The 26350-nt window shown below is 65.9% G+C and carries 24 protein-coding genes and 1 tRNA gene; 2 read left to right on the top strand and 23 right to left on the bottom strand.

Going from position 1 to position 26350, the window contains the following annotated elements; all coding sequences use genetic code 11:
- Window positions 1-36: 36 nt before the first annotated feature.
- From nuoN to tsaD, 23 genes are all read right to left on the bottom strand, one after another.
- The gene (nuoN, locus tag ACE3RQ_RS01645; RefSeq protein ID WP_374519252.1) at window positions 37-1536 is read right to left on the bottom strand and encodes an NADH-quinone oxidoreductase subunit NuoN; all 1500 of its coding nucleotides are present in this window, start codon (window positions 1534-1536) and stop codon (window positions 37-39) included.
- Between the two features lie 35 nt (window positions 1537-1571).
- The gene (locus ACE3RQ_RS01640) at window positions 1572-3050 is read right to left on the bottom strand and encodes an NADH-quinone oxidoreductase subunit M (protein WP_374519250.1); all 1479 of its coding nucleotides are present in this window, start codon (window positions 3048-3050) and stop codon (window positions 1572-1574) included.
- A 21-nt stretch (window positions 3051-3071) separates the two neighbouring features.
- The gene (gene nuoL, locus ACE3RQ_RS01635; RefSeq protein WP_374519248.1) at window positions 3072-5096 is read right to left on the bottom strand and encodes an NADH-quinone oxidoreductase subunit L; all 2025 of its coding nucleotides are present in this window, start codon (window positions 5094-5096) and stop codon (window positions 3072-3074) included.
- A gap of 25 nt (window positions 5097-5121) precedes the next feature.
- A complete protein-coding gene (gene nuoK, locus ACE3RQ_RS01630) occupies window positions 5122-5430 on the bottom strand; it encodes an NADH-quinone oxidoreductase subunit NuoK (protein WP_374519246.1) in 309 nt (102 codons plus the stop codon).
- Window positions 5427-6053 carry an NADH-quinone oxidoreductase subunit J gene (locus ACE3RQ_RS01625; protein ID WP_374519244.1) on the bottom strand — a complete coding sequence of 209 codons (627 nt, stop codon included), beginning with the start codon at window positions 6051-6053 and terminating at the stop codon, window positions 5427-5429. The genes nuoK and ACE3RQ_RS01625 overlap by 4 nt, the downstream gene beginning before the upstream one ends.
- 35 nt (window positions 6054-6088) lie before the next feature.
- Window positions 6089-6613 carry an NADH-quinone oxidoreductase subunit NuoI gene (gene nuoI, locus ACE3RQ_RS01620; protein WP_374519242.1) on the bottom strand — a complete coding sequence of 175 codons (525 nt, stop codon included), beginning with the start codon at window positions 6611-6613 and terminating at the stop codon, window positions 6089-6091.
- A gap of 15 nt (window positions 6614-6628) precedes the next feature.
- On the bottom strand, window positions 6629-7711 hold the full coding sequence (gene nuoH, locus ACE3RQ_RS01615; protein WP_374519240.1) for an NADH-quinone oxidoreductase subunit NuoH: 1083 nt from the start codon (window positions 7709-7711) through the stop codon (window positions 6629-6631).
- Window positions 7708-9831, bottom strand: coding sequence for an NADH-quinone oxidoreductase subunit NuoG (gene nuoG, locus ACE3RQ_RS01610; protein WP_374519239.1), 2124 nt, complete (start codon window positions 9829-9831; stop codon window positions 7708-7710). Before nuoG ends, nuoH begins: the two co-directional genes overlap by 4 nt.
- A 23-nt stretch (window positions 9832-9854) precedes the next feature.
- Window positions 9855-11201 (bottom strand): NADH-quinone oxidoreductase subunit NuoF, encoded by a 1347-nt coding sequence (gene nuoF / locus ACE3RQ_RS01605; RefSeq protein ID WP_374519237.1) that lies wholly within the window; start codon window positions 11199-11201, stop codon window positions 9855-9857.
- Entirely contained in the window at window positions 11198-11704 is a 507-nt protein-coding gene (gene nuoE / locus ACE3RQ_RS01600) for an NADH-quinone oxidoreductase subunit NuoE (RefSeq protein ID WP_374519235.1), read from the bottom strand. Before nuoE ends, nuoF begins: the two co-directional genes overlap by 4 nt.
- Window positions 11701-12954, bottom strand: a complete 1254-nt coding sequence (locus ACE3RQ_RS01595) for an NADH-quinone oxidoreductase subunit D (protein WP_374519233.1) — start codon at window positions 12952-12954, stop codon at window positions 11701-11703. Before ACE3RQ_RS01595 ends, nuoE begins: the two co-directional genes overlap by 4 nt.
- Before the next feature lie 26 nt (window positions 12955-12980).
- Window positions 12981-13604 carry an NADH-quinone oxidoreductase subunit C gene (locus ACE3RQ_RS01590; RefSeq protein ID WP_374519231.1) on the bottom strand — a complete coding sequence of 208 codons (624 nt, stop codon included), beginning with the start codon at window positions 13602-13604 and terminating at the stop codon, window positions 12981-12983.
- A gap of 51 nt (window positions 13605-13655) precedes the next feature.
- The gene (locus ACE3RQ_RS01585; RefSeq protein ID WP_009520160.1) at window positions 13656-14135 is read right to left on the bottom strand and encodes an NADH-quinone oxidoreductase subunit B family protein; all 480 of its coding nucleotides are present in this window, start codon (window positions 14133-14135) and stop codon (window positions 13656-13658) included.
- A gap of 36 nt (window positions 14136-14171) precedes the next feature.
- Complete coding sequence (locus ACE3RQ_RS01580; protein ID WP_374519228.1) at window positions 14172-14531, bottom strand: NADH-quinone oxidoreductase subunit A; 360 nt, start codon at window positions 14529-14531, stop codon at window positions 14172-14174.
- Window positions 14532-14581: 50 nt separating this feature from the next.
- Window positions 14582-14666 (bottom strand) — tRNA-Leu (locus ACE3RQ_RS01575).
- Between the two features lie 169 nt (window positions 14667-14835).
- A complete protein-coding gene (secG, locus tag ACE3RQ_RS01570; protein ID WP_374519226.1) occupies window positions 14836-15249 on the bottom strand; it encodes a preprotein translocase subunit SecG in 414 nt (137 codons plus the stop codon).
- 41 nt (window positions 15250-15290) lie between these two features.
- Window positions 15291-16037: a triose-phosphate isomerase gene (gene tpiA, locus ACE3RQ_RS01565; RefSeq protein ID WP_374519224.1), complete on the bottom strand. Its 747-nt coding sequence runs from the start codon at window positions 16035-16037 to the stop codon at window positions 15291-15293.
- Between the two features lie 18 nt (window positions 16038-16055).
- Window positions 16056-17045, bottom strand: a complete 990-nt coding sequence (locus tag ACE3RQ_RS01560; protein WP_374519681.1) for an NAD(P)H-quinone oxidoreductase — start codon at window positions 17043-17045, stop codon at window positions 16056-16058.
- 16 nt (window positions 17046-17061) lie between these two features.
- Complete coding sequence (pnp, locus tag ACE3RQ_RS01555; RefSeq protein WP_374519222.1) at window positions 17062-19194, bottom strand: polyribonucleotide nucleotidyltransferase; 2133 nt, start codon at window positions 19192-19194, stop codon at window positions 17062-17064.
- A gap of 243 nt (window positions 19195-19437) precedes the next feature.
- Window positions 19438-19704 carry a 30S ribosomal protein S15 gene (gene rpsO, locus ACE3RQ_RS01550; protein WP_374519221.1) on the bottom strand — a complete coding sequence of 89 codons (267 nt, stop codon included), beginning with the start codon at window positions 19702-19704 and terminating at the stop codon, window positions 19438-19440.
- A gap of 83 nt (window positions 19705-19787) precedes the next feature.
- Window positions 19788-20969, bottom strand: coding sequence for a pyridoxal phosphate-dependent aminotransferase (locus ACE3RQ_RS01545; protein ID WP_374519679.1), 1182 nt, complete (start codon window positions 20967-20969; stop codon window positions 19788-19790).
- 26 nt (window positions 20970-20995) lie between these two features.
- Window positions 20996-22276, bottom strand: coding sequence for a branched-chain amino acid ABC transporter substrate-binding protein (locus tag ACE3RQ_RS01540; protein ID WP_374519219.1), 1281 nt, complete (start codon window positions 22274-22276; stop codon window positions 20996-20998).
- 52 nt (window positions 22277-22328) lie between these two features.
- Window positions 22329-23414, bottom strand: coding sequence for a tRNA (adenosine(37)-N6)-threonylcarbamoyltransferase complex transferase subunit TsaD (gene tsaD / locus ACE3RQ_RS01535; protein WP_374519217.1), 1086 nt, complete (start codon window positions 23412-23414; stop codon window positions 22329-22331).
- Window positions 23415-23487: 73 nt separating this feature from the next.
- Here tsaD and ACE3RQ_RS01530 point away from each other — a divergent pair, with 73 nt between their 5' ends.
- Together ACE3RQ_RS01530 and ACE3RQ_RS01525 are read left to right on the top strand one after the other, a co-directional pair.
- Complete coding sequence (locus tag ACE3RQ_RS01530) at window positions 23488-24738, top strand: nitrate- and nitrite sensing domain-containing protein (protein ID WP_374519215.1); 1251 nt, start codon at window positions 23488-23490, stop codon at window positions 24736-24738.
- Window positions 24739-25088: 350 nt separating this feature from the next.
- Window positions 25089-26348, top strand: a complete 1260-nt coding sequence (locus tag ACE3RQ_RS01525; protein ID WP_374519213.1) for a CmpA/NrtA family ABC transporter substrate-binding protein — start codon at window positions 25089-25091, stop codon at window positions 26346-26348.
- Window positions 26349-26350 lie beyond the last annotated feature (2 nt).

Genomic DNA, 26350 nt, shown 5'->3' with positions numbered 1-26350 from the left:
GCGAGCCGGGTTCCCGGCCACGCTGCCTGGGCCAGATCAGGCGAACAGCGAAGCGATCGCCTGGGCGCACAGGGTCATCAGGCCACCCGGCACGATGCCCAGCACCAGGATCAAGGCGCCGTTCACGGTGAGCACCGAACGGGCATCCCAGCTGCCCTCGATCGGGGCGGTCTGGGTGGGTGCGTCGAAGTACATCACCTTCACCAGGCGCAGGTAGTAGAAGGCACCGATCAGCGACATCACCACCGCGAACACGGCCAGGCCGATGTGGAAGGCCGTGCCAGCGGCCACCAGGGCCTCGAGCACCGCCAGTTTGGCGTAGAAGCCCACCAGCGGCGGGATACCGGCCAGCGAGAACATGCAGATGGCCATGATGCCCGCGTAGAAGGGGCTGCGCTGGTTCAGGCCGGCCAAGTCAGCGATGTCGTCCGACTCGAAACCCGAGCGCGAGAGCAGCAAGATCACGCCGAAGGTGCCCAGGGTGGTGAGCACATAGGTGATCACGTAGAACATGGACGCGCTGTAGGCATTGGCCATGTTGGCGGTGTCACCGGTGTGCGACACGCCAGCCAGCAGGCCCAGCAGCATGAAGCCCATCTGCGAAATGGTGGAGAACGCCAGCATGCGCTTGAGGTTGCTCTGCGCGATGGCGGCCAGGTTGCCCACCAGCAGCGACAGCACGGCCAGCACACCCAGCATCTGCTGCCAGTCCACGGCCAGGGGGCCCAGGGCCTCGACCAGCAAGCGCATCACGATGGCGAAGGCTGCCAGCTTGGGCGCGCCACCGATGAGCAGCGTGATCGACGTGGGCGCACCGTGGTAAACGTCAGGCACCCACATGTGGAAAGGCACCACGCCCAGCTTGAAGGCCAGGCCGGCCACCACGAACACCAGACCCAGCACCAGCACCTGGGCCGAGCCCTTGAGGGTGGCCTCGCCGCCGGCGATGGCCTTGAACACCTCGGCCACATCGAGCGAACCGGTGGCACCGTACACCAGCGACAGGCCATACAGCAGGAAGCCGCTGGCCAGGGCGCCCAGCACGAAGTACTTCATGGCAGCTTCGGTGGCCGCCAGGTCATCGCGGCGCAAGGCCACCAGGGCGTAGCTGGAGAGCGTGAGCGCTTCCAGGCCCAGGTAGATCACCAGGAAGTGGTGGCCCGAGATCATCACGTACATGCCCAGCAGCGCCAGCAGGCTCAGGGTGTACCACTCGCCGCCGCGCATCATGTCGCGCGGGCCGGCGTAGCTGCGGCCGTAGACCAAGGTCACCAGCAGGGCGATCGTGGCAAAGCACTTGAGCCAGTTGCCCATCGGGTCGCTGACGATCATGCCGCCGAAGCCTTCAATGGTCTGGCCCGAGGCAGCGGCCTGTCCCAGCAGCACGGCCGACACCGCCAGGGTCAGCACGCTGAGCAGGTAGGTGGCGCCACGCAGTGGCGACTTCACGGCCAGGTCCACCAGCGCAATCACGCAGGTCATCACCAGCAACAGAATTTCCGGGTACGCCGCGACCCAGCTGAGCTTGTCAATCATGTGTGCGTTCTCTCGTGTCGTTGGACGGGCTCAGGTCAGTTCGGGAGCTTGGACACCGCCACGTGGCGCAGCAACTCGGCCACGGAGGGGTCCATCACGTCGGTAAAGGGCTTGGGGTACACGCCCATGTAGAGCACGGCAATCGCCAGCAGGGCCATCACCAGAAATTCGCGGGCATTGATGTCGGTGAGGCCCTTCACGTCGTCGTTGGCCGGCGCGCCGAGGTAGACGCGCTTGAACATCCACAGCGAATAGGCAGCACCGAAAATCAGCGCCGAAGCCGCCAGCAGGCCGACCCAGAAGTTGGCCTTCACGGCGGCCAGGATCACCATCCACTCGCCCACGAAACCGGCGGTGCCCGGCAAGCCGCAGTTGGCCATGGTGAACAGCAGGGCGAAGGCGGCGAAGCGCGGCATGGTGTTGACCACGCCACCGTAAGACGCAATCTCGCGCGAGTGAACGCGGTCGTACAGCACGCCGATGGCCAGGAACATGGCGGCCGAGACGAAGCCGTGCGAAATCATCTGCACGATGGCGCCGGACACGCCCAGGTCGCTGAACACAAAGAAGCCCAGGGTCACGAAGCCCATGTGGGCCACCGACGAATAGGCCACCAGCTTCTTCATGTCCTGCTGGACCATGGCCACCAGGCCCACGTAGATCACCGCCACCAGCGACAGGCCGATCATCAGGCCAGCCCATTGGTGAGAAGCGTCGGGCAGGATGGGCAGCGAGAAGCGCAGGAAACCGTAAGCGCCGAGCTTCAGCATGATGGCGGCCAGCACGGCGGAGCCGCCGGTGGGCGCTTCCACGTGCACATCAGGCAGCCAGGTGTGCACCGGCCACATCGGCACCTTCACGGCGAAAGCCGCGAAGAAGGCGAAGAACAGAAGAGTCTGCGCATGCGATCCCAGGGGCAGCTTGTACCAGTCGGCCAGGGCGAAGCTGCCACCCGATTGGGTGTACAGGTAGATCAGCGCCACCAGCATCAGCAGCGAACCCAGCAGCGTGTACAGGAAGAACTTGAACGCCGCGTAGATCTTGTTGGGGCCGCCCCAGATGCCGATGATCAGGTACATCGGGATCAGCGTGGCCTCGAAGAACACGTAGAACAGCATCGCGTCCTGCGCGCTGAACACGCCGATCATCAAGCCCGAGAGGATCAGGAAGGCGCCCATGTACTGGTTCACGCGGGTGGTGATCACCTCCCAGCCGGCCACCACCACGATCACGGTGATGAAGGCGGTGAGCAGAATCAGCCACAGCGAAATGCCGTCCACGCCCAGGTGGTAGTGCACGTTGAATCGCTCGATCCAGACACTCTTTTCCACGAACTGCATCGCGGCGGAACCGACCTCGAAGCCGGTGTACAGCGGCACCGTGACCGCCAGCGCGGCCAGCGCGCCGATCAGGGCGATCCAACGCACCATGCCGGCGTGCTCGTCACGGCCAAAGGCCAGCAACACGGCGCCGAAAAAGATGGGCGTCCAGATGGCAAGGCTCAGCAAACCCATGATGTTCTTCTTCCTCTTGTTTTATTTGGCCAGCCAGACGAAGTACGTCATGAAGAGCAGCACGCCCACCAGCATCACGAAGGCGTAGTGGTACAGGTAGCCGGTCTGCACACGGCGCACCACCGACGACACCACGCCCACCAGCTTCCAGCTGGCGTTCACGACACCGCCTTCGATGATGCCGCGGTCGCCCCCCTTCCAGAGCACCACACCCAGTGCGCGCGCACCGCGGGCGATGATGTTCTCGTTGATCCAGTCGAGGTAGTACTTGTTTTCGAGGATGGTCACCACCGGCTTGAGCGCGCGGGCAATGGCCGCAGGCACCGCCGGGTTCACCAGGTACATGTACCAGGCCGCGATGGCGCCAGCCGCCGCCAGGTACAGCGGGGCGGTGCTCAGGGCATGGCTGGCCATGGCCAGCGGGCCATGGAACATCTCGGCGAACTTGGCCATGGCCGGGTGGGCCGCGCTGTTCACCGTGATGGCGTCCTTCAGGAAGTCACCGAACAGCATGGGCTGGATGGTGAAGTAGCCGATCACCACCGAGGGAATGGCCAGCAGCACCAGCGGCAGGGTCACCACCCAGGGCGACTCGTGCGGCTTGTGGTCATGGCCATGGTGGCCGTGGTCGTCGTGGTGGTCATCGTGGTGCGCGTCCGGGTTCTGGTCGTAGCGCTCCTTGCCATGAAAGACCAGGAAGTACAGGCGGAACGAGTAGAACGAGGTCACGAACACACCGGCCAGCACCGCGAAGTGAGCGAAGCCAGCGCCAGGCAGGTTCGAGAAATGCACGGCCTCGATGATCGAGTCCTTGGAATAGAAGCCCGAGAACAGCGGCGTGCCGATCAGGGCCAGGGTGCCCAGCAAGGAAGTGATCCAGGTGATGGGCATGTACTTGCGCACGGCGCCCATCCAGCGGATGTCCTGGTTGTGGTGCATGCCAATGATGACCGAGCCGGCGGCCAGGAACAGCAGGGCCTTGAAGAAGGCGTGGGTCATCAGGTGGAACACGGCCACCGAATAGGCGGAAGCACCCAGGGCCACGGTCATGTAGCCCAACTGCGACAGCGTGGAATAGGCCACGACGCGCTTGATGTCGTTCTGGATGATGCCCAGGAAGCCCATGAACAGCGCGGTGATGGCGCCGATCACAAGGATGAAGTTCAGCGCGGTGTCCGACAGCTCGAACAGCGGCGACATGCGGGCCACCATGAAGATGCCGGCCGTCACCATGGTGGCGGCGTGGATCAGCGCGGAGATGGGCGTGGGGCCTTCCATCGAGTCGGGCAGCCACACGTGCAGTGGGAACTGGGCGCTCTTGCCCATGGCACCGATGAACAGGCAAATGCAGATCACGGTGATCAGCATCCAGCTCGTACCGGGGAAGCTCAACGCGCCCAACTCACCTGCCTTGGCGAACACCTCGGTATAGTTCAGCGTACCGGCGTAGGCCACGATCAGGCCAATGCCCAGGATGAAGCCGAAGTCGCCCACGCGGTTCACCAGGAAGGCCTTCATGTTGGCGAAGATGGCCGTGGGCTTGTTGAACCAGAAGCCGATCAGCAGGTACGACACCAGGCCCACCGCTTCCCAGCCGAAGAACAGCTGCAGCAGGTTGTTGCTCATGACCAGCATGAGCATCGAGAAGGTGAACAGCGAGATGTAGGCGAAGAAGCGGTTGTAGCCAGCGTCTTCTTCCATGTAGCCGATGGTGTAGATGTGCACCATCAGCGACACAAAGGTCACCACGCACATCATCATGGCCGTGAGGCCGTCCACCATGAAGCCGATCTCCATCTTCAGGCCACCCACCACCATCCACTCGTAGATGGTCTGGTTGAAGCGGGCTCCGCCCATGACGTCAGCCAGGGTCATGGCCGACAGCACGAAGGCGATCAGCACGCCCAGGATGGTGGCGGTGTGGGAGGCGCGGCGGCCGATGACGTTGCCGCCGAAGGTGGTGCCCAGGACGCCGGCGATTGCCGAGCCCACTAGGGGCGCCAGCGGAACGGCCAGCAGGGTGCTTGCAGAAAGGGTGTTGCTCATGTTCTTACCTGTGCTTGCCCGGGCCTCAACCCTTCAGAGCGTTCAGTTCCTCAACGCTGATGGACGACCGGTTGCGGAACAGCAGCACCAGAATGGCCAGGCCGATGGCCGACTCGGCCGCCGCCACGGTGAGGATGAAGAACACGAAGACCTGACCGTGCATGTCGCCCAGGTAGTGCGAGAAGGCCACGAAGTTCATGTTCACGGCCAAGAGCATCAGCTCGATGGCCATCAGCAGAACGATCAGGTTCTTGCGGTTCAGGAAGATGCCGATCACGGAGAGCGCGAACAGAATCGCACCGACCGAGAGGAAATGACCCAGCGTGAGGCTCATGCCTTGCCCTCCTCGGTGGCGGCAGGCGCCGCCGGTTTCTGGGTGGCCGCCATGGGCACCACCACGAGGCGGTCACGTGCCTTGACATGCACCTGATCGCCGGGGTTGATGGCTTTGCTGTCCTTGCGGTGGCGCAGGGTCAGCGCGATGGCCGCGATCATGGCCACCAGCAGGATGACGGCGGCGATCTCGATCGGGTAGAGGTATTCGGTGTACAGCAGCTTGCCCAACGCGTGGGTGTTGGAGCCCTGCACCGCCGGTGCGCTTGCGCTCACCGTGGGGAAGCCCGTCCACACCACGGCGATGAGTTCGGCGGCCACGAAGCCGCCAATGATGGCCGCCACGGGGAAGTGCTTCCAGAAGCCCTGGCGCAGCTCGTCCACGTTGATGTCGAGCATCATCACGACGAACAGGAACAGCACCATGACCGCTCCCAGGTAGACCAGCACCAGCGTGATGCCCAGAAACTCGGCCTTGAGCAGCAGCCACAAGGCCGATGCCTGCGAGAAAGCCAGCATGAGGTAAAGCACCGCGTGCACCGTGTTGCGCGAGGTGATGACGCGGAAGGCTGCGAACAGCAGCACCGCGGCAAACAGGTAGAAGAAACCGGTGGTGTAGGCCATGGGGTGTCGAAGGTTCGAATCCGGACGGGCCGGGGTCAGCGGTACTTCGCGTCGGCGGCCTTGGCCGCGGCGATCTGGGGTTCGTACTGGTCACCCACCGCCAGCAGCATCTCTTTGGTGAAGTAGAGATCGCCGCGCTTCTCGCCGTGGTACTCGAAGATGTGCGTCTCGACGATGGAGTCCACCGGGCAGCTTTCTTCGCAGAAGCCGCAGAAGATGCACTTGGTCAGGTCGATGTCGTAGCGCGTGGTGCGGCGGGAACCGTCGGCGCGCACGTCGCTCTCGATGGTGATCGCCATCGCCGGGCAGACCGCCTCGCACAGCTTGCAGGCGATGCAGCGCTCTTCGCCGTTCTCGTAGCGGCGCAGGGCGTGCAGGCCACGGAAGCGAGGCGACAGCGGCGTCTTCTCCTCGGGGAACTGCACGGTCACCTTGCGGCGGAAGGCGTAACGGCCGGTCAGGGCCATGCCTTTGAAGAGCTCCACCAGCAGGAAGCTCTTGAAAAAGTCGCGCAGCGAAAACGGCGCAACAACGGCAGGGGATGCGGTGGTGGTCGTCATGGTCGTCTCCCTGGCTTACTTCCAGATGTTCCAGGGCGTCTGCATGAGGGCGCCCACGAGGAGCAGCCAGATCAGCGTCACGGGGATGAAGATCTTCCAGCCCAGACGCATGATCTGGTCGTAGCGGAAGCGGGGGAAAGTGGCGCGAATCCAGATGAACATGGACACGACCACGAAGGTCTTGAGGCCCAGCCAGATCCAGCCCGGAATGGCGTTGAACAGCGCGCTGTCGATGGGAGGCAACCAGCCGCCCAGGAACATCAGCACCGCCAGGATGGACACCAGCCACATGCTGGCGTATTCGGCCAGGAAGAAGATGGCGAAGCCCATGCCCGAGTACTCGACCATGTGGCCGGCCACGATTTCGGCCTCGCCCTCGACCACGTCAAAGGGGTGACGGTTGGTCTCGGCCACGCCAGAGATCAGGTACACCACGAAGATGGGCAGCAGCGGCAGCCAGTTCCACGACAGGAAGTTCAGGCCTTCGCTGGCGGCAATGCCCTTGTCCTGCGAGGCCACGATCTGGGCCAGGTCCAGGCTGCCGGCGGTCATCACCACCACCAGGAAGCAGAAACCAATGGCGATTTCGTAGCTCACCATCTGGGCCGAGGCGCGCAGCGCGCCCAGGAAGGCGTACTTCGAGTTGGAAGCCCAGCCGGCGATGATCACGCCGTACACCTCGATCGAGGTGATCGCCAGGATCACCAGCAGGCCGGCGTTCACGTTGGCCAGCACGGTTTCGGGGCCGAAGGGAATGGCCACCCAGGCAGCCAAGGCCGGCATGATGGCCATGATCGGGCCCAGCCGGAACAGGCCATTGCTGGCGGCGCTGGGGCGGATCAGTTCCTTGGTCAGCAGCTTCAGCGCGTCAGCGATCGGTTGCAGCAGGCCGAAGGGGCCCACGCGGTTGGGGCCATGGCGCACCTGCATGAAGCCCAGCAGCTTGCGCTCCCACAGCGTGAGGTAGGCGACGGCACCCATCAGCGGTGCCAGCACGGCCACGATCTTGAGCAGGTTCCAGATCACGGGCCAGGCGGCCGTGGTCCACCAGGAGGCGGCAATCAGGCCGAGGCCGCCGTTGTACATCGCGTCGATCATGCGGCGGCTCCTTGGGCGGCACGGGCATCGGCGGTGAGTTGCAGCGCAGGCGCGCGGCGCACCAGACCGTCAAGCTGGTAGATGGACGCCACGCAGGGGGCGGCCTGGGCAGGCGACAGGTCCACCGCCGCGTTGGTGCGGTTGTTCAGGCGAGCGGCATCGACCACCGCCCCTTGGGCCACGCCCGGCAGAGCCGAGGCCAACACGGCTTGCGAGGTCTCGGCGTCAAAGCCCGAGAGGCCCAGCAGGTTGCCCAGCACGCGCAGCACTTTCCACCCCGGGCGGGTGTCGCCCAGCGGGCGCACCACGGCGTGGAAGCTCTGCAGGCGGCCTTCGGCGTTCACGAAAGAACCCGAGGTCTCGCTGAAGGGCGCGATGGGCAGCAGCACGTCGCTGATGTCCAGGTTGGTCTTGAAGGGGCTGAGCGTCACCACCATGCCGGCGTTGCGCAGGCCGGCTTCGCCAGCGGCGCTGTCGCGCGAGGGCTCGGTGTTCAGCAGGATGGCCGCCTTCAGGGCGCCACCCAGCATCTGGGTAGCGTTCAGGCCGCCCTGCCCCGGCACGGCGCGCACCAGTTGCGCACCCACTGTGTTGGCGGCCTCGGTGAGGTAACCGACGCTGGCGCCCGTCTGCTCGGCGATGAACTGGGCCAGCGCCAGCAGGCTGGAGGCCTTCTCGTGGTGCGCAGCGGCATTGCCCAGCAGCACGGCCTTTTGCTCGCCGCCCAGCAACGAGGCGGCGATGGCGCGGTGGGTGTCGTTGGCGTCGGCGGCGACGGGGGCGCTGACGCCCTTCTCGGCGGCCACCGCAGCGGCAACACCCGCCAGGGCTTGGGCCCAGCCGCGGCTATCGCTCACCAGGGTGTTCTTCACCGCCATGGCCCACTCGGGTGCGGTGTCGACGATGGCATTGACCTGGGCGCCCTGGCGAACGGCCTGGCGGATGCGCTGAGCGAACAGCGGGTGGTCTTTGCGCAGGTTGGAACCCACCACCAGCACGCGCTGCAGGTTCGACAGCTCGGCGATGGGGCGACCCAGCCAGCGGGCCTGGCCGGCGGGCGCGGCATTCGTGAAGTCAGCGGCGCGCAGGCGGGTGTCGATGTTCTCGCTGCCCAGGCCTCGCACCAGGGCACCGGCCAGGGCCAGCTCTTCCACGGTGCTGTGCGGGCTGGCGATCACGCCAATGGCGTTGGCGCCCTGCTCTGCCTGAATTTGCTTCAGGCCGTTGGCCACGTATTCCAGCGCGGTCTGCCAATCCACCGTTTTCCACTCGCCGCCTTGCTTGAGCATGGGGGCGGTCAGGCGGTCTTCGCCGTTGAGGGCTTCGTAGGAGAAGCGGTCACGGTCGGCGATCCAGCACTCGTTGACGGCGTCGTTCTCATAAGGCACGACACGCATCACCTGGTGATTTTTCACCTGAACGATCAGGTTGGCACCGGTGCTGTCGTGCGGGCTCACGCTCTTGCGGCGCGACAGCTCCCAGGTGCGGGCGCTGTAGCGGAAGGGCTTGCTGGTGAGGGCACCGACAGGGCAGATGTCGATCATGTTGCCCGACAGCTCGGAGTCCACCGAGTGGCCCACGAAGGTCTCGATCTCGGCGTGCTCGCCGCGATGCGACATGCCCAGCTCCATGACGCCGGCGATCTCTTGGCCAAAGCGCACGCAGCGGGTGCAGTGGATGCAGCGGCTCATCTCCTCCATGGAGATCAGCGGGCCAACATCCTTGTGGAAGACCACGCGCTTTTCTTCCTCGTAGCGCGAGGCGCCACTGCCGTAACCCACGGCCAGGTCTTGCAACTGGCACTCGCCGCCCTGGTCGCAGATGGGGCAATCCAGCGGGTGGTTGATCAGCAGGAACTCCATGACCGACTTCTGGGCCTTGACGGCCTTGTCGCTCTGGGTGCGCACGATCATGCCCTGCGTCACGGGCGTGGCGCACGCCGGCATGGGCTTGGGCGCCTTCTCCACGTCCACCAGGCACATGCGGCAGTTGGCGGCGATGGAGAGCTTCTTGTGGTAGCAGAAGTGCGGGATATAAGAGCCCGCCTTTTCGGCCGCATGCATGACCATGCTGCCTGGGGGCACTTCGACCTTGCGGCCGTCGAGTTCAATTTCGATCATGGTGATATCCGATGTCCTGCCGGTCACGAGGCCTGGGCAGCGCTGGCCGCCGCGATCTTGGCCTCGAACTCATGACGGAAGTGCTTGATCATGGCGCGCACCGGCATGGCCGCTGCATCGCCCAGGGCGCAAATGGTGCGGCCCATGATGTTTTCGGCCACGTTGTCGAGCAGGGCCATGTCGTCCGGGCGGCCCTGCCCACGGTCAATGCGGTCCACCATGCGCCACAGCCAGCCCGTGCCTTCGCGGCAGGGGGTGCACTGGCCGCACGATTCGTGCATGTAGAAGTACGACAGGCGCTTGAGCGACTCGACCATGCAGCGCGAGTCGTCCATCACGATGACGGCACCCGAGCCCAGCATGGAGCCGGCCTTGGAGATGGAGTCGTAGTCCATCGTGCACTCCATCATGATGTGCGCGGGCAGCACCGGGGCAGACGAACCGCCCGGGATCACGGCCTTGAGCTGGCGACCCTTGCGCACGCCACCGGCGAGTTCGAGCAGTTTGCTGAACGGCGTGCCCAGAGGCACCTCAAAGTTGCCGGGCATTTCCACGTCACCGCTGACCGAGAAAATCTTGGTGCCGCCGTTGTTGGGCTTGCCGCACTCAAGGTAGGCCTGGCCGCCATTGCGGATGATCCAGGGCACCGCCGCGAAGGTCTCGGTGTTGTTGATGGTGGTGGGCTTGCCGTACAGACCGAAGCTGGCGGGAAATGGCGGCTTGAAGCGCGGCTGGCCCTTCTTGCCTTCCAGCGATTCGAGCAGCGCGGTTTCTTCGCCGCAGATGTAGGCGCCGAAGCCATGGTGGGCGTGAAGCTGGAAGCTGAAGTCGCTGCCCAGAATCTTGTCACCCAGCAGGCCGGCCGCACGGGCCTCTTCCAGGGCTGCCTCGAAGCGCTCGTACACCTCAAAGATTTCGCCGTGGATGTAGTTGTAGCCCACGGAAATGCCCATGGCATACGCCGCGATCGCCATCCCTTCGATGACGATGTGCGGGTTGTGCATGAGGATGTCGCGGTCCTTGCAGGTGCCCGGCTCGCCCTCGTCGGAGTTGCACACCAGGTACTTCTGGCCCGGGAACTGGCGGGGCATGAAGCTCCACTTCAGGCCGGTGGGGAAACCCGCGCCGCCGCGACCACGCAGGGCCGATTCCTTCACGGTGGCGATCACCTGGTCTTGGGTGAGGCCCTCGCCCCCGTCCTTGCCCAGGATCTTGCGCAGGGCCTGGTAGCCACCGCGCGCCTCGTAGTCTTTGAGCGACCAGTTGCTGCCGTTCAGATCCGCGTATATCTGCGGATTGATGTGGCGGCCATGGAAGCAGGTCTGCACGCCGGTGGCGGCGAACTGGCGAAGAATCTGGTCGGCGTTCATGCTTGCCCCTCAGCGGCGCGCAGGCCGTCGATCAGCTGGTCGAGCTTGTCGTTGCTCATGAAGCTGCACATGTGGCGATCGTTCACCAGCATCACCGGCGAATCGGCACAGGCACCCAGGCACTCGCTTTGCTGCAGGGTGAACATGCCATCGGGCGTGGTCTCGCCCATGGCAATGCCCAGCTTGTGCTCCAGGTGGTGCAAGGCTTTTTGGCCATCGCGCAGCTGGCACGGCAGGTTGGTGCAGACGTTGAGCTTGAACTTGCCCACCGGCCGCTGGTTGTACATGTTGTAGAAGGTGGTGACCTCATGCACCGCGATCGGCTCGATGCCGATGTAAGCGGCCAGGGCGGCCTCGGCCTCGGGGCTGACCCAGCCCTGCTCTTGCTGGATGATCGAGAGGCAGGCCATCACGGCCGAAATGCGTTGCTCGGCCGGGTACTTGGCGCACTCGCGATCGAAACGGGCAATGGTGGCGGCAGAAAACTGCGTGGGGGCGTTCATCGGTCAATCTCCCCGAAAACAATGTCCATGGTGCCGATGATGGCCACGGCGTCGGCCAGCATGTGGCCACGTGCCATCTCGTCCAGGGTGGCCAGGTGGGCGAAACCCGGCGCGCGAATCTTCAGGCGGTAAGGCTTGTTGGCGCCGTCGCTCACCAGGTAGATGCCGAACTCGCCCTTGGGGTGCTCGACAGCGGCGTAGGCCTCGCCTTCGGGCACGTGGAAACCTTCAGTGAAGAGCTTGAAGTGGTGGATCAGCTCTTCCATGTTGGACTTCATGGCCTCACGGGCCGGCGGCGCCACCTTGTGGTTGTCGGTGATGACCGGACCCGGGTTGGCGCGCAGCCAGTCCACGCACTGCTTGATGATGCGGTTGGACTGGTTCATCTCTTCCATGCGGACGAGATAACGGTCGTAGGTGTCGCCAGTCTTGCCCACCGGGATGTCGAACTCCATGCGGTCGTACACGTCGTACGGCTGCTTCTTGCGCAGGTCCCAGGCGATGCCAGAGCCACGCAGCATGGGGCCGGTCATGCCCAGGTTCAGTGCGCGCTCAGCCGGCACCACGCCGATGCCCACGGTGCGCTGCTTCCAGATGCGGTTGTCGGTGAGCAGCGTGTGGTACTCGGCCAGGTAGGTGGGGAAGCGCTGGGTGAAGTCGTCGATGAAATCGAGCAGCGAGCCCTGGCGGTTCTTGTTGAGCTCGTCCACGCCCCGCTGGTTGCGCACCTTGCTCGCCTTGAACTGCGGCATGGTGTCGGGCAGGTCGCGGTAGACACCGCCCGGGCGGAAGTAGGCCGCGTGCATGCGAGCGCCAGAGACGGCCTCGTACATGTCAAACAGGTCTTCGCGCTCACGGAAGGCGTAGATCAGGATGGTGGAACTGCCGCAGTCGTTGCCGTGCGAACCCAGCCACATGAGGTGGTTGAGCAGGCGAGTGATCTCGCTGAACATCACGCGGATGTACTGGGCGCGGATCGGCACCTCAATGCCCAACAGCTTCTCGATGGCCAGGCAATAGGCGTGCTCGTTGCACATCATGGACACGTAGTCCAGACGGTCCATGTAGGGCAGCGACTGGATGAAGGTCTTGTGCTCGGCCAGCTTCTCGGTGGCACGGTGTAGCAGGCCGATGTGCGGATCGGCGCGCTGGACGACTTCGCCGTCCAGTTCCAGCACGAGGCGCAGCACGCCGTGCGCGGCCGGGTGCTGGGGACCGAAGTTCAGGGTGTAGTTCTTGATCTCTGCCATGGTGGTTCACCAAGAGGGACGAGCCCTCAGTGCAGGCCCCCGTAGTTGTCTTCGCGAATGATGCGAGGGGTGATTTCGCGCGGCTCGATCGAGACCGGCTCGTAGATCACGCGCTGGCGCTCGGCGTCGTAGCGCATCTCGACGTGGCCCGACAAGGGGAAATCCTTGCGGAAGGGATGGCCGATGAAACCGTAGTCGGTGAGGATGCGGCGCAGGTCGTTGTGGCCCTCGAACACGATGCCGTACAAGTCAAAGGCCTCGCGTTCGTACCAGTTGGCAGCAGCCCAGATGCCCATGACGGACGGCAGCAGCGGAAAGTCGTCCTCGGGGCAGAACACGCGCACGCGCACGCGCTGGTTGAGCGACACCGACAGCAAATGCACGACGGCGGCGAAACGCGGCCCCTCCCAGCGGCCATCGCCGTAAGTGGAGTAGTCCATGCCGCAGAGGTCAATGAGCTGTTCGAAACGGGCCACCTCGGCATCGCGCAGCGTCTGCATCACGCCCAGGTATTCCGCCGCCGAAACGGTGATCGTCACCTCGTCGCGCTCGACGTCGATGGATTGCACCTTGCCGTCCAGCAACTGGGACAGGGTGGCTTGCAGGGCCTGAGGGGCCACGGCGTAAGGGGTGGTCTGGGTGTCTGTCATGAGCAGGCTCACGGGTCTTGATCGAGCAAGGGCAGGCCGATGGGCTTGCCGTCAGGCGCGAGCGATGGTCTGGGTGCGCCGGATTTTTTGTTGCAGCTGGATGATCCCGTACAGCAGCGCCTCGGCCGTGGGCGGGCAGCCCGGAACGTAGACGTCCACCGGCACGATGCGGTCACAACCGCGCACCACCGAGTAGCTGTAGTGGTAGTAGCCGCCACCGTTGGCGCATGAGCCCATGGACAGCACCCAACGAGGCTCGGCCATCTGGTCGTACACCTTGCGCAGGGCCGGCGCCATCTTGTTGCACAGCGTGCCGGCCACGATCATCAGGTCGGACTGGCGCGGACTGGCGCGAAAGACCTCCGAGCCGAAACGGCCGATGTCATAACGGGCCGCCGCGGCGTGCATCATTTCCACCGCACAGCAGGCCAGACCAAAGGTCATCGGCCACAACGAACCCGTCTTGGCCCAGTTCACCACCGCGTCGTAGCTCGTGGTGACGAAGCCTTCCTTGAACACACCTTCAATCATGCTTTGCTCCGCAGCGGCCACGAAAGTGGGCCGGGTTTACTCCCAATCGAGAGCGCCTTTTTTCCACTCGTAGGCAAAGCCGACGGTCAGGATGGCCAGGAAGACCACGCCCGCCAGGAAGCCGGTGGCACCAATGTCGCCAAAGGCCACGGCCCAAGGAATCAGGAAGGCGATCTCAAGATCGAAGAGGATGAAGAGGATGGCCACCAAGTAGTAGCGCACATCGAACTTCATGCGAGCGTCTTCGAAGGCCTCGAAGCCGCATTCGTAGGGGGAGTTCTTTTCCGCGTCTGGCAGGTTGGGCCCAAGGATGTAGCCCAGCAGTTGCGGAATGACCCCGACCGCTATGCCCACCAGAATGAACAGGAGAACGGGCAAGTATTGGTCGAGGCTCATCTTGGGTCGTTTCCGCTGACACGGCGCCAAGGCCGTGTTGTCCAAAGATCTGGTGCCGACGGCGAGACTCGAACTCGCACAGCTTTCGCCACTACCCCCTCAAGATAGCGTGTCTACCAATTTCACCACGTCGGCTGGTTTGAAGTGTCAGGCTGCTCGATTTGTGATTTTGCGTTCCTGACAACCACGAGAGTTTACCCTGAATTGACACCCTTTTTGGGCTTGGCCTGAAGGATTTTCAAACCAAGCCCGACCATTGCACCCAGCAGGACCGCACCCGGGCGAGGCACGGCCCAGAAAGGCTTTATTTGGCTGGAATCTGGCCAGCGCCGCTGGCGGCAGGCGCAGCGGGTGCCGCGGGCGTGGCCAGCACGGCGCCAGTGGCGCCGTTGGTGCCGGGGATCTGCTGCACCGGGTCGGCAGGCGCGGCTGGCACCTGCACGCTCTCCAGCACAGAGCCGGTGCTAGGGGCGCTGCGCAGGTTGCCAAAGTAGGCCAGGGCCAGCGTGCAGACCAGGAAGACCCCCGCCAAGACAGCGGTGGTGCGAGACAGGAAGTTGGCGCCGCCGGTGGCACCGAACAGGGTGGCAGAGCCGGCTCCGCCGCCGAAGGCGGCGCCCGCATCGGCGCCCTTGCCGTGTTGCACCAGGATGAGGCCGATCATGCCGAGGGCCGCCAGGATTTGCACGGCCAGCAGAATGGTCAGGAAAACGTTCATGAAAAACTCCGAATGGAAGGCGCAGGCAACAAGGCCGCGGTTTACTGGGCGTTGGCAGCGGCCACGATCTGCAGGAAATCGGGCGCCTTGAGGGAAGCACCACCGATCAGGCCGCCGTCAATGTCGGGTTGAGCCAGCAAGGTGGCGGCGTTGGCAGCGTTCATGCTGCCGCCGTACAGGATCTGAATGCGCTCGGGGTGCGGCGTGGCGGCCTTGAGCTGGGCTCGCAGCACCGCATGCACCGCCTGCGCCTGCTCAGGCGTGGCGGTCTTGCCAGTGCCAATGGCCCACACAGGCTCATAGGCCACCACGATCTCGGTGATGCAATGGCCCACCAGGTGGATCACGGCGGCGAGCTGGCGCTTCACCACCTCTTCGGTCACGCCCGCTTCGCGCTCGGCCAGGGTCTCGCCCACGCATACGATGGGGGTGATGCCGGCGGCCAGCGCACGCTGGGCCTTTTCGGCCACCACGGCATCGGTCTCGCCATGGTACTGGCGACGCTCAGAGTGGCCGACGATGGCGTAGCGGCAGGCGAAGTCGCGCAGCATGGCCGCCGACACTTCACCCGTGAACGCGCCCTGCTCGTGGGCAGAAACGTCTTGGCTGCCCCAGGCGATGGGCGACCCGTTGAGCAGCAACTGCAATTGGGACAGGTAGGGCGCTGGCGCGCAAAGGGCCACATCGGCCTTGGGCGAACCAATGCCGGCCAGCATGGCTTGCACCAGGGCCTCGTTGGCAGCCAGGCTGCCGTTCATTTTCCAGTTACCGGCGATGAGTTTCTTCATGCGTCAGAAAGGTGGTGGTCAAGCCCAGCGGATGACGAGCTTGCCGATGTGGGTGTTGGACTCCATCAGGGCGTGGGCCTGAGCCGCCTCGCCCGGCGCGAAGACCTGGTGAATGACCGGGCGAATGGCACCCGATTCGAGCAGAGGCCACACGCGCGAGCGCAGGGCCGAGGCAATGGCGGCCTTAAAAGCCACCGGGCGCGGACGCAGGGTGCTGCCGGTGATGGTGAGGCGACGGCGCAGCACCAGGCCAGCGTCAAAGCCCGCTTGCACACCACCCTGCACCGCGATGATGACCAGGCGGCCGTCTTCGGCCAAGGAGCTCACCTCGCGCGCCACGTAGTCGCCCGCGACCATGTCGAGAATGACATCGACGCCTCGCCCGTTCGTGAGTTCGCGCGCCACGGCGGCGAAATCTTGCGTGCGGTAGTTGATGGCGTGGTCGGCACCGAGCGTCAAGCAGGCGGCGCACTTCTCGTCGCTGCCAGCGGTGGCGATCACGCGCGCGCCCATGGCCTTGGCCATTTGAATGGCGGTCACACCGATGCCGCTGGTGCCACCCTGGATGAGCAGGGTTTCGCCGGCTTGCAGGCGGCCGCGATCGAACACGTTGCTCCAGACCGTGAAGAAGGTCTCCGGCAGCGAGGCCGCGGCCACGTCGTCGAGGCCGGCCGGCACGGGCAGGCACTGCCCCACCGGGGCCACGCACCAAGGCGCATAGCCGCCACCGGCCACGAGCGCGCAGACGCGATCGCCCAGCTTCAAGCCAGCCTCGGCCATGGCGGCGGCGTCACCTGACTCGATGACGCCGGCCACCTCCAGCCCCGGAAGGTCAGAGGCGCCAGGCGGCACCGGGTAGAGGCCTTTTCGCTGCAGCACATCGGGGCGATTCACGCCCGACGCGGCCACGCGAATCAGCACCTCACCCGCACCCGCCTGCGGCACGGGGCGCTCCGCCAGGCGGAGCACCTCGGGCGCGCCGTACTGGGCGATTTCGACGGCTTGCATCACGGCCATGGTGGGCTTACTGCTGCTGTTGCTGCTGGGCTTGCTCGCCACCGCCGTTGCGGTCGATGAGCGCCTTCATGGACAGCTTGACGCGGCCCTTTTCGTCGGTCTCGAGCACCTTGACCTTGACGATCTGGCCTTCTTGCAGGTAGTCAGACACCTTCTCCACGCGCTCGTGGGCGATCTGGCTGATGTGCAGCAGACCGTCCTTGCCGGGCAGCAGGTTGATCAGGGCACCGAAGTCGAGGATCTTGGTGACCGGGCCTTCGTAGACCTTGCCCACTTCCACTTCGGCGGTGATCTGCTCGATGCGGCGCTTGGCTTCGGCGGCCTTGTCGCCGTCGGTGGAAGCGATGGTGATGGTGCCGTCTTCACCGATGTCGATCTGGGTGCCGGTCTCTTCGGTCAGCGCGCGGATGGTGGCGCCACCCTTGCCGATCACGTCGCGGATTTTCTCCGGGTTGATCTTCATGGTGTACAGGCGCGGCGCGAAGGTGCTGATCTCGGTCTTGGCTTCGCCCATGGCTTCCTGCATCTTGCCCAGGATGTGCAGGCGCGCTTCCTTGGCCTGGGCCAGGGCGACTTGCATGATTTCCTTGGTAATGCCCTGGATCTTGATGTCCATCTGCAGGGCGGTGATGCCGTTGGTGGTGCCGGCCACCTTGAAGTCCATGTCGCCCAGGTGATCTTCGTCACCCAGGATGTCGGTCAGCACGGCGAAGCGGTTGCCTTCCTTGATCAGGCCCATGGCGATGCCGGCCACGTGCGCCTTCATGGGCACGCCAGCGTCCATCAGTGCCAGGCAGCCGCCGCAGACGGAGGCCATGGACGAGGAGCCGTTGGACTCGGTGATCTCGGAGACCACGCGCATGGTGTAGGGGAACTCTTCCTTGCTCGGCAGAGCGGCCACCAGGGCGCGCTTGGCCAGGCGGCCGTGGCCGATTTCGCGGCGCTTGGGGCTACCCACGCGGCCGGTTTCGCCGGTGGCGAAGGGCGGCATGTTGTAGTGCAGCATGAAGCGGTCTTCGAACTCGCCGGCCAGGGCGTCAATGCGCTGGGCGTCGCGGTCGGTGCCCAGGGTGGCGATCACCAGGGCCTGGGTTTCGCCGCGGGTGAACAGGGCCGAGCCGTGGGTGCGGGGCAGCACGCTGTTGCGGATTTCAATGGCGCGCACGGTGCGGGTGTCACGGCCGTCGATGCGGGGCTCGCCGGCGAGGATCTGACCGCGCACGATCTTGGCTTCGATCTCGAACAGCAGGCCTTCCACGACCACGCCGTCGAATTCCACGCCGTCGGCCTTCAGGCCGGCCATCACGTCGGCGTAGGCGGCGCGGCAGGCCTGGGTGCGGGCCTGCTTGTTGCGGATCTGGTAGGCGGCTTCCAGCTTGGCCTGGGCCAGGGCGCCAACCTTAGCGATCAGGGCCTCATCCTTGGCCGGGGCTTGCCAGGTCCACTCGGGCTTGCCGGCTTCGCGCACCAGCTCGTTGATGGCGGCGATGGCGATGTTGCCCTGCTCGTGGCCGAACACCACGGCGCCCAGCATCACGTCTTCAGACAGTTGGTCGGCTTCGGACTCGACCATCAGCACGGCGGCTTCGGTGCCGGCCACCACCAGGTCCATCTGCGAGTTCTTGCGCTCGGTCTGGCCGGGGTTCAGCACGTACTGGCCATTGACGTAGCCCACGCGGGCGGCACCGATCGGGCCGTTGAAGGGGATGCCGGACACAGCCAGCGCGGCCGAGGTCGCCACCATGGCGGCGATGTCGGCATCGACTTCGGGGTTCAACGACAGGGTGTGGATCACCACCTGCACTTCGTTGAAGAAGCCTTCGGGGAACAGGGGGCGGATGGGGCGGTCGATCAGGCGGCTGGTCAGGGTTTCCAGCTCGCTGGGGCGGCCTTCGCGCTTGAAGAAGCTGCCGGGAATCTTGCCGGCGGCGTAGGTCTTCTCGATGTAGTCGACGGTCAGGGGGAAGAAGTCCTGGCCGGCCTTGGCTTCGGTCTTGGCGACCACCGTGGCCAGCACGACGGTGCCGTCCATGTCGAGCAGCACGGCGCCGCTGGCCTGACGGGCGATTTCGCCGGTTTCCATGCGGACCGTGTGACGGCCCCACTGGAAGGTCTTGGTGACTTTGTTGAACATGGTCATGTGTTTCTCCTGTGCCCCCGCTCAAGCGGAGGCTGGGTGTTGTGCAGCGAGCTGCACGGCCCTGAATTCACCCCCCAGAACACGATGCCATTCCAGAGACGTTGCCGGTGGGCAAGGCCTTTGGAATGACACAGCTTCGATCTGCGGCAATGTCTCCAGGCTCGAAAAACGGGCGCACCAAACAAAAATCGCCCGAGCCAGCGAACCAACTCAGGCGTTTTTTGGCGGGCACACCCGTGGGGATTACTTGCGCAGGCCCAGCTTCTGGATCAGCGCGACGTAGCGGTCAGCGTCCTTGGACTTGAGGTAGTCCAGCAGCTTGCGGCGACGGCTCACCATGCGCAGCAGGCCGCGACGACCGTGGTGGTCTTTGGCGTGGGTCTTGAAGTGGGGGGTCAGCTCGTTGATGCGAGCGGTCAGGATGGCCACTTGCACTTCGGGGCTGCCGGTGTCGTTGGCGGCGCGCGCGTTGGCCGCAATGACTTCGGCCTTGACGGATTGAGCGATCATGAAATTTCCTTCAGTTACATGCGTCCCGCGACAGCCTGAGCCGCTGCGGGCGTGACACTGCCCGAACGGACAGCAACCACGGATTATAGCCGAGCCTGCCCCGCCAGCCACCCCTTGAGCCGATCCACCCCGTCAATGAGGCGCTGCGGCTCACGGCTGGCGAAGCACCAGCGCAACCAGCCCGTGGCCTCGGGCCCGAAGGCGCTGCCCGGGGCCAGGCCCAGCCCGGCCTCGCGCACCAGGCGCTTGGCCACCGCCAGGCAGTCGTCGTGTCCGGCCAGGCGGAAGAAGGCGTACATGCCGCCCTTGGGCACCGCCAGCTCCACGCCCGGCAGGGCCTGCAGCAGCGGCACCAGGGTGTCGCGGCAGGTGCGCAAGTGGGCCACCAGACCGGGTGTGATCTCGTCGCCACGGGCCAGGGCGAGCTGGGCGGCGCGCTGCACGAACACGGGCGCGCACGAGGTGTTGAACTCGATGAGCTTGCCCACCGCCTCGGTGAGAAACGCCGGCAGCACCAGCCAGCCCAGGCGCCAGCCGGTCATGAGAAAGCTCTTGGAGAAGCTGTGGGCCACCACCAGGCGGTCGTCGGGCTCGGCCACGTCCAGAAAGCTGCTGGCCGCGCCGTTGGGGGTGTCATGGGCGTAGTACAGGCGCTCGTACACCTCGTCGGCCAGCACCCAGGTGCCGGTGCGGCGGCAATGCGCCAGGATGGCGCGCTGCTCGTCGGCCGACAAGGTCCAGCCGGTGGGGTTGTTGGGCGCGTTGACGATGAGCAGGCGTGTGCTGGGCGTGATGGCGGCGAGCAGCGCGTCCAGATCCAGCGCCCAAGCGCCCGCCTGCACGCGCAAAGGCACGCAGCGCACCCGCGCGCCCATGATGGCCGGCTGGGCCGCGAGGTTGGGCCAGGCCGGCGTGACGACCACCACCTCGTCGCCGGCGTCCACCAGGGTTTGCGAGGCCAGCATCAGGCCATTGACGCCGCCCGAGGTGACGGCCACGCGGTCCAGCCAGTGGGCGGCGCCACGGCCGGGGTGCAGCCGGTCGGTGTAGGCAGCGATGGCCTCGCGCAGTTCGGGCAGGCCCAGGTTATGGGCGTAGAAGGTGTCGCCGGCCTGCAGCGAGGCCATGGCCGCCTCACGCACGAAGTCAGGGGTGACCTGGTCGCTCTCGCCGAACCAGAAGCGCAGCACACCTTCGCGCCCCATGCCCTCGTTGGCCACCTCGCGAATGCGCGAGCCAGCCAGGTCGGCCACCACCGCGCGCATGCCATGGGCCTTGTCCAGGCCCGCGCTCATGGGCGCACCATGCGGCAGGTGTGGGGCAGCTCGGCCTGCTCGGGCGTGAGCTGGCGAATCACGCGAAAGCCGTAGCCCGAGCCTTCCACGTCGAACTTCACGCCGGGCGCGCCCTGGCGGTCCATCACGGCCACGGCCAGGCTTTGCTGGAACTGGTGGTCGCCCGCGCGCATGCGGGCGCGCTGGCCGGCCAGGCTCACGTCGGCCTTTTCCAGTTGAGCGGCGATGGCGCCCGCCTCGACCTTGCCGGCGCGCTCGATGGCCTGGGCCAGCGACTCGATCATGAGCTGCATGCGCATGTGCACGTAGTCGTCGGCCGGGCTGGGGAAGCGCTGGCGGAAGCCGCGGTAGAAGGCCTCGGACTCGGGCGTGGGCACGTTGGGGAACCAGTCGGCCACGGCCACCACCTGGCCGATGCCGGCCTCGCCCATGGCGGCCGGTGCGCCCAGGGCGTTGCCGTAGAAGGTGTAGAAGCGGCCGTCAAAACCCACCTCGCGGGCGGCCTTCACCAGCAGGGTGAGGTCATTGCCCCAGTTGCCGGTGAACACGGCCTGCGCCCCGCTGGCCTTGATCTTGGTGGCGTAGGGCACGAAGTCTTTGACGCGGGCCATGGGGTGCAGCTCGTCGCCCACGACCTTCACGTCGGGTCGCTGGGCGGCCAGTTGCTCGCGCGCGGCGCGCAGCACGTTCTGGCCGAAGCTGTAGTCCTGCCCGATGAGGTAGATGCTCTTGAGGGCTTTGTCGTCCTTCACCACGCTCATCAGCGCCTTCAGGCGCATGTCGGCGTGGGCGTCGAAGCGAAAGTGCCAGTAGCTGCAGTCCTGGTTGGTGAGGGACGGGTCCACCGCCGAGTAGTTGAGGAACACCATTTGGCGCTGGGGTTCGCGCTCGTTGTGCTTCTCAATGGCCTTGATGAGGGCGCTGGCGGTGGCCGACGAGTTGCCCTGGGTGACGATGGCGATGCCGCGGTCATTGGCCGAGCGCAGCGCCGACAGGGCCTCTTCCACCTGGCCCTTGCTGTCAAAGCGATCGATCACCAGGGGGCGGTTGCCGCCGGGCAGCTTCACGCCGCCACGGGCGTTGACGCGCTCGGTGGCCCAGACCAGGTTGCGGAACACCGCCTCGCCTGCATTGGCCACCGGGCCAGACAAGCCTTCGATCATGGCGATGCGAATGGGCGCGCCGGTCGGCGCGGGCTGGGCCCAGGCGGCCGGCACCAAGGCCGAGGCCACGGCGCCAGCCATCAGGGCACGGCGCAAGACAGACAGAGGGGGCATAAACACTCCTTGGGTTCGGCGAGAAGCTGGGCGCCCGAGGGGGCGCCCGGGCTCAGGCGGCCAGTTCGGCCAGGGGCCAGCGCGGGCGCACGTCAAAGCGCCAGCCGGCCTCGATGGGTTCGGTCACCAGCAGACCGGCCTGGGCGCGCAGGCCCGCGGCCAGGGCGATCATGGCGCCGTTGTCGGTGCACAGGTGCAGCTCGGGGTAGTGCACTCGCAACCCGCGCTGGGCGCAGATCGCATTGAGTTGTTCGCGCAGGCGGCGGTTGGCGCCCACGCCGCCGGCCACCACCAGGCGCTTGAGGCCGGTGGCGCGCAGGGCGGCCAGCGATTTCTTGACCAGCACCTCCACGATGGCGGCCTGCGCGCTGGCGGCCACGTCGGCCTTTTGCTGCAGGGTGAGCGGGTCGGCCAGGTGGCTGGTGGCGGGGCCTTCGGGCGCCGCGTGGGCCAGGCGCTTGACCTGGGTGAGCACCGCCGTCTTGAGGCCGGCAAAGGAAAAATCGAGATCGCCGCTGTGCAGCAGTGGGCGCGGAAAGGGGTAGGCGGTGGCGCTGCCCTGCTCGGCCAGGCGCGAGAGGGCCGGCCCACCGGGGTAGCCCAGGCCCAGCAGCTTGGCCGATTTGTCAAACGCCTCGCCAGCGGCGTCGTCGATGGTCTCGCCCAGCAGTTCGTAGCGCCCTACCCCGTCCACGCGCATGAGCTGGGTGTGGCCGCCCGACACGAGCAAGGCCACGAAGGGAAATTCGGGCGGGTCGGCACTGAGGAAGGGCGAGAGCAAATGGCCCTCCAGGTGGTGCACGCCCACCACCGGCTTGCCCAGCGCGAAGCCCAGGGCACTGGCCACGCCCGAGCCCACCAGCAAGGCGCCAGCCAGGCCGGGGCCGCGCGTGCAGGCCACGGCGTCAATGGCCGACAAGGGCAGGCCGGCCTGCGCCATCACGGCGTCGGTCAGGGGCAGCACGCGGCGGATGTGGTCGCGGCTGGCCAGCTCGGGCACCACGCCGCCATAGGCTTGGTGCATCTCGATCTGGCTGTGCAGGGCGTGGCCCAGCAGGCGGGGCGTGCCGCTGCCGCTGGCGTCGACAAGGGCGACGCCAGTTTCGTCGCAAGAGGACTCGATTCCCAGGATTCGCATGGGCGAGGAGTGTACGGGGCGGCACGGATGTTGCTGCTGCGTCGGGACTCTTCCGCCCCTTGCCCCACCGCCCATGAGAACTGGCCTGCACTTTCTGGTGGCCGCCAAACACTGCGAGATCGACGAGCTGCGCCACCTGGCCCTGACCACCGAGTTGGTGGCCGTCACGGCGCGGCTGGTGCACGCGCTGCAGCGCGAGCGCGGGCTGAGCAACCTGGTGCTGGCCTCACAGGGCCAGCGCTTCGGCGCCGAGCTGGCGGCCCGGGTGCTGGAGAACCGGGTCGTGGAGTCCGAGTGGCGGGCCTGCGTGCAACGGCTGGACCCGGGCGACATTCGCGGCGGGCACGGCGCGCGCCTGTACAGCCGCCTGGCCTATGCCCTGCAAGGCCTGGATGCACTGGAGGCCCTGCGCGAGCGGGTGCGGGCGCTGGACTGGACGCCAGCGCAGGCCACCGAAGCCCTGGTGCGCCTGGTCGCGGCCTTGCTGGCGGTGGTGTTCGAGGCGGCCGACAACGCCAGCGACCCCGACATCTCTCGCCTGCTGGTGGCGCTGTTCCAGTTCATGCAGGCCAAGGAGTTCGCCGGCCAGGAACGCGCGCTGGGCGCCGCCCGCTTTGGCACCGGCCGGGCCGAGGGCGGCGACCAGCAGCGCCTGCTGCATTTGATTGAATCGCAAGAGCGTTGCCTGGAGGTGTTCAACGGCTTCGCCGATGACGCCACCCGTGCCCTGTGGGCCGAGAGCGAATCGGGCGCCCTGACGGCCGGGCTGGAAAAACTGCGCCGGGTTCTGTGCACCACGCCAGAGGGCGCACCGCTCAAGCCCGAGCTCAGCCAAGTGTGGTTCGATGCCTGCAGCGAGCGCATGGACCGCATGAAGCACGTGGAAGACCAGCTCGCCGCCCGGCTGGCCAGCACCTGCGAGGCGCGCCTGCTGGGCGCGCAGCGGGAGGCCGCCGCCATCGAGGCGCTGCTGCAAGCGCCCTCGGTGCCCACCGACCCGCTGGGCTTTTTCGCACAAGAGCCCCCCACCCAACGGGCGCCGGGCTTTGGGCCGCAGGTGGAGCGCTCCATCCTTGACCTGCTGCAAGAGCAGGCCCTGCGCTTGCAGACCATGGCCGGCGAGCTGGACACCGCCCGCGCCAGCCTGAACGAGCGCAAGCTGATCGAACGGGCCAAAGGCCTGCTGATGGCCCACCGCCAACTGAGCGAGGCCGAGGCCCACAAGACCATGCGCCAGATGGCCATGAACCAGAACCGGCGCCTGATCGACGTGGCCGAGGCGGTGCTGGCCATGGCCGAGGTGCTGCCCGAACGCGGACGCTGAATCGCGGCGATCTTGCTGCGGCGCACAAGATTCGTGCCGATCGCCCAGTGGCGCGCACCAAGCCGGTGAACACCGCAGTGAACAACGCGCATTGCGTTGACTCACGCCGGTAATTTCCGCATCCCAATGCGCGAATACCCACGGTTTTCACAACAGTTCACCCGAAACAGCGCTGGCACGCTTGCTGCATAGAAGAGGGCACGGGGCCGGGCCAATGGCGGCCAGGCCCCCTGGGATCTCTTCCCGACAAGGACAACGGCGTCCACCCCCCTCCCGCGGCCACGCGGGACCGGAGGTGGGCGCCGTTTTGCTTTTGGCCTTCTCGACGGGTTCTTCACCAGGAGTTGCACATGACCGCTGACACCCCCACCTCCCCGGCCGCCCCTGGGCGCCGCCGCTTCCTGCAGCAAGGCGCCGCCGCTGGTGCGGGCGCCCTGTTCGCCAGCCTGGGGCACCAGCCCGTGTGGGCGGCCGGCTCTGATGCACCGGAGAAGAAGGAAGTGAAGATTGGCTTCATTCCCTTGACCGACTGCGCCAGCGTGGTGATGGCTTCGGTGCTGGGCATTGACCAGAAATATGGGGTGAAGATCGTCCCCACGAAAGAGGCGAGCTGGCCCGGCGTGCGCGACAAGCTGGTCAATGGCGAGCTGGACATGGCCCATGTGCTGTGGGGCCTGATCTATGGCGTGCACCTGGGCACTGCCGGCCCCAAGAAAGACATGGCGGTGCTGATGAACCTGAACCACAACGGGCAGGCCATCACGCTGTCGAAGAAGCTGGCCGACAAGGGCGCGGTGGACGCCCCCAGCCTAGCCAAGCTGATGGCCACCGAGAAGCGCGAGTACACCTTCGCGCAGACCTTCCCCACCGGCACGCACGCCATGTGGCTGTACTACTGGCTGGCCTGCGTCGGCGTGAACCCGATGAAGGACGCCAAGGTCATCACCGTGCCGCCGCCGCAGATGGTGGCCAACATGCGCGTGGGCAACATGGACGGCTACTGCGTGGGCGAGCCCTGGGGCCACCGGGCCATTGCCGATGGCATCGGCATCACCGGCGCCACCACGCAGGACATCTGGAAAGACCACCCCGAAAAGGCCCTGGGCACCACGGCCGAGTTCGCGCAGAAGTACCCCAACACCTGCCGCGCGGTGATCGCCGCCATCCTGGAGGCCAGCAAGTGGATCGACGCGGGCCTGCAGAACAAGCTGAAGATGGCCGAGACCGTGGCCGACCGGGCCTACGTGAACACCAGCGTGGACGTGATCAACCAGCGCATCCTGGGCCGCTACCAGAACGGCCTGGGCAAGACCTGGGACGACCCCAACCACATGAAGTTCTTCAACGACGGCTACGTGAACTTCCCCTACCTGTCTGACGGCATGTGGTTCCTCACGCAGCACAAGCGCTGGGGCTTGCTGAAAGACCACCCCGACTACCTGGCGGTGGCCCAGCAGATCAACCGCATCGAGCTCTACAAGCAAGGCGCGGCGGCCGCCAAGGTGAGCGTGCCCAAGGACGCGATGCGCAGCAGCAAGCTGATGGACGGCGTGGTGTGGGACGGCAAGAACCCCAAGCAGTACGCCGACGGTTTCAAGGTCAAGGCCTGAGG

The sequence above is a fragment of the Hydrogenophaga sp. genome (assembly GCF_041913525.1).
Lineage (GTDB): Bacteria > Pseudomonadota > Gammaproteobacteria > Burkholderiales > Burkholderiaceae_C > Hydrogenophaga.
The sequence above is the reverse complement of the archived record's forward strand: the minus strand, read 5'-3'. Positions and strand labels throughout refer to the sequence as shown.

Coding starts and splice junctions, on each gene's coding strand:
- ACE3RQ_RS01545 (WP_374519679.1), bottom strand. CDS start 20,969: ATGCGCGCGGTGGTGGCCGACCTGGCTGGCTCGCGCATTCGCGAGGTG.
- ACE3RQ_RS01540 (WP_374519219.1), bottom strand. CDS start 22,276: ATGCCCCCTCTGTCTGTCTTGCGCCGTGCCCTGATGGCTGGCGCCGTG.
- ACE3RQ_RS01530 (WP_374519215.1), top strand. CDS start 23,488: ATGAGAACTGGCCTGCACTTTCTGGTGGCCGCCAAACACTGCGAGATC.
- ACE3RQ_RS01525 (WP_374519213.1), top strand. CDS start 25,089: ATGACCGCTGACACCCCCACCTCCCCGGCCGCCCCTGGGCGCCGCCGC.
- ACE3RQ_RS01625 (WP_374519244.1), bottom strand. CDS start 6,053: ATGGCCTACACCACCGGTTTCTTCTACCTGTTTGCCGCGGTGCTGCTG.
- nuoG (WP_374519239.1), bottom strand. CDS start 9,831: ATGATCGAAATTGAACTCGACGGCCGCAAGGTCGAAGTGCCCCCAGGC.
- nuoE (WP_374519235.1), bottom strand. CDS start 11,704: ATGAACGCCCCCACGCAGTTTTCTGCCGCCACCATTGCCCGTTTCGAT.
- tpiA (WP_374519224.1), bottom strand. CDS start 16,037: ATGAAGAAACTCATCGCCGGTAACTGGAAAATGAACGGCAGCCTGGCT.
- nuoI (WP_374519242.1), bottom strand. CDS start 6,613: ATGACGACCACCACCGCATCCCCTGCCGTTGTTGCGCCGTTTTCGCTG.
- nuoK (WP_374519246.1), bottom strand. CDS start 5,430: ATGAGCCTCACGCTGGGTCATTTCCTCTCGGTCGGTGCGATTCTGTTC.
- nuoN (WP_374519252.1), bottom strand. CDS start 1,536: ATGATTGACAAGCTCAGCTGGGTCGCGGCGTACCCGGAAATTCTGTTG.
- ACE3RQ_RS01595 (WP_374519233.1), bottom strand. CDS start 12,954: ATGGCAGAGATCAAGAACTACACCCTGAACTTCGGTCCCCAGCACCCG.
- tsaD (WP_374519217.1), bottom strand. CDS start 23,414: ATGCGAATCCTGGGAATCGAGTCCTCTTGCGACGAAACTGGCGTCGCC.
- pnp (WP_374519222.1), bottom strand. CDS start 19,194: ATGACCATGTTCAACAAAGTCACCAAGACCTTCCAGTGGGGCCGTCAC.
- nuoH (WP_374519240.1), bottom strand. CDS start 7,711: ATGATCGACGCGATGTACAACGGCGGCCTCGGCCTGATTGCCGCCTCC.
- ACE3RQ_RS01580 (WP_374519228.1), bottom strand. CDS start 14,531: ATGAGCCTCGACCAATACTTGCCCGTTCTCCTGTTCATTCTGGTGGGC.
- ACE3RQ_RS01640 (WP_374519250.1), bottom strand. CDS start 3,050: ATGGGTTTGCTGAGCCTTGCCATCTGGACGCCCATCTTTTTCGGCGCC.
- ACE3RQ_RS01590 (WP_374519231.1), bottom strand. CDS start 13,604: ATGACAGACACCCAGACCACCCCTTACGCCGTGGCCCCTCAGGCCCTG.
- ACE3RQ_RS01585 (WP_009520160.1), bottom strand. CDS start 14,135: ATGATTGAAGGTGTGTTCAAGGAAGGCTTCGTCACCACGAGCTACGAC.
- nuoL (WP_374519248.1), bottom strand. CDS start 5,096: ATGAGCAACACCCTTTCTGCAAGCACCCTGCTGGCCGTTCCGCTGGCG.
- nuoF (WP_374519237.1), bottom strand. CDS start 11,201: ATGAACGCCGACCAGATTCTTCGCCAGTTCGCCGCCACCGGCGTGCAG.
- rpsO (WP_374519221.1), bottom strand. CDS start 19,704: ATGATCGCTCAATCCGTCAAGGCCGAAGTCATTGCGGCCAACGCGCGC.
- secG (WP_374519226.1), bottom strand. CDS start 15,249: ATGAACGTTTTCCTGACCATTCTGCTGGCCGTGCAAATCCTGGCGGCC.
- ACE3RQ_RS01560 (WP_374519681.1), bottom strand. CDS start 17,045: ATGCAAGCCGTCGAAATCGCCCAGTACGGCGCGCCCGAGGTGCTCCGC.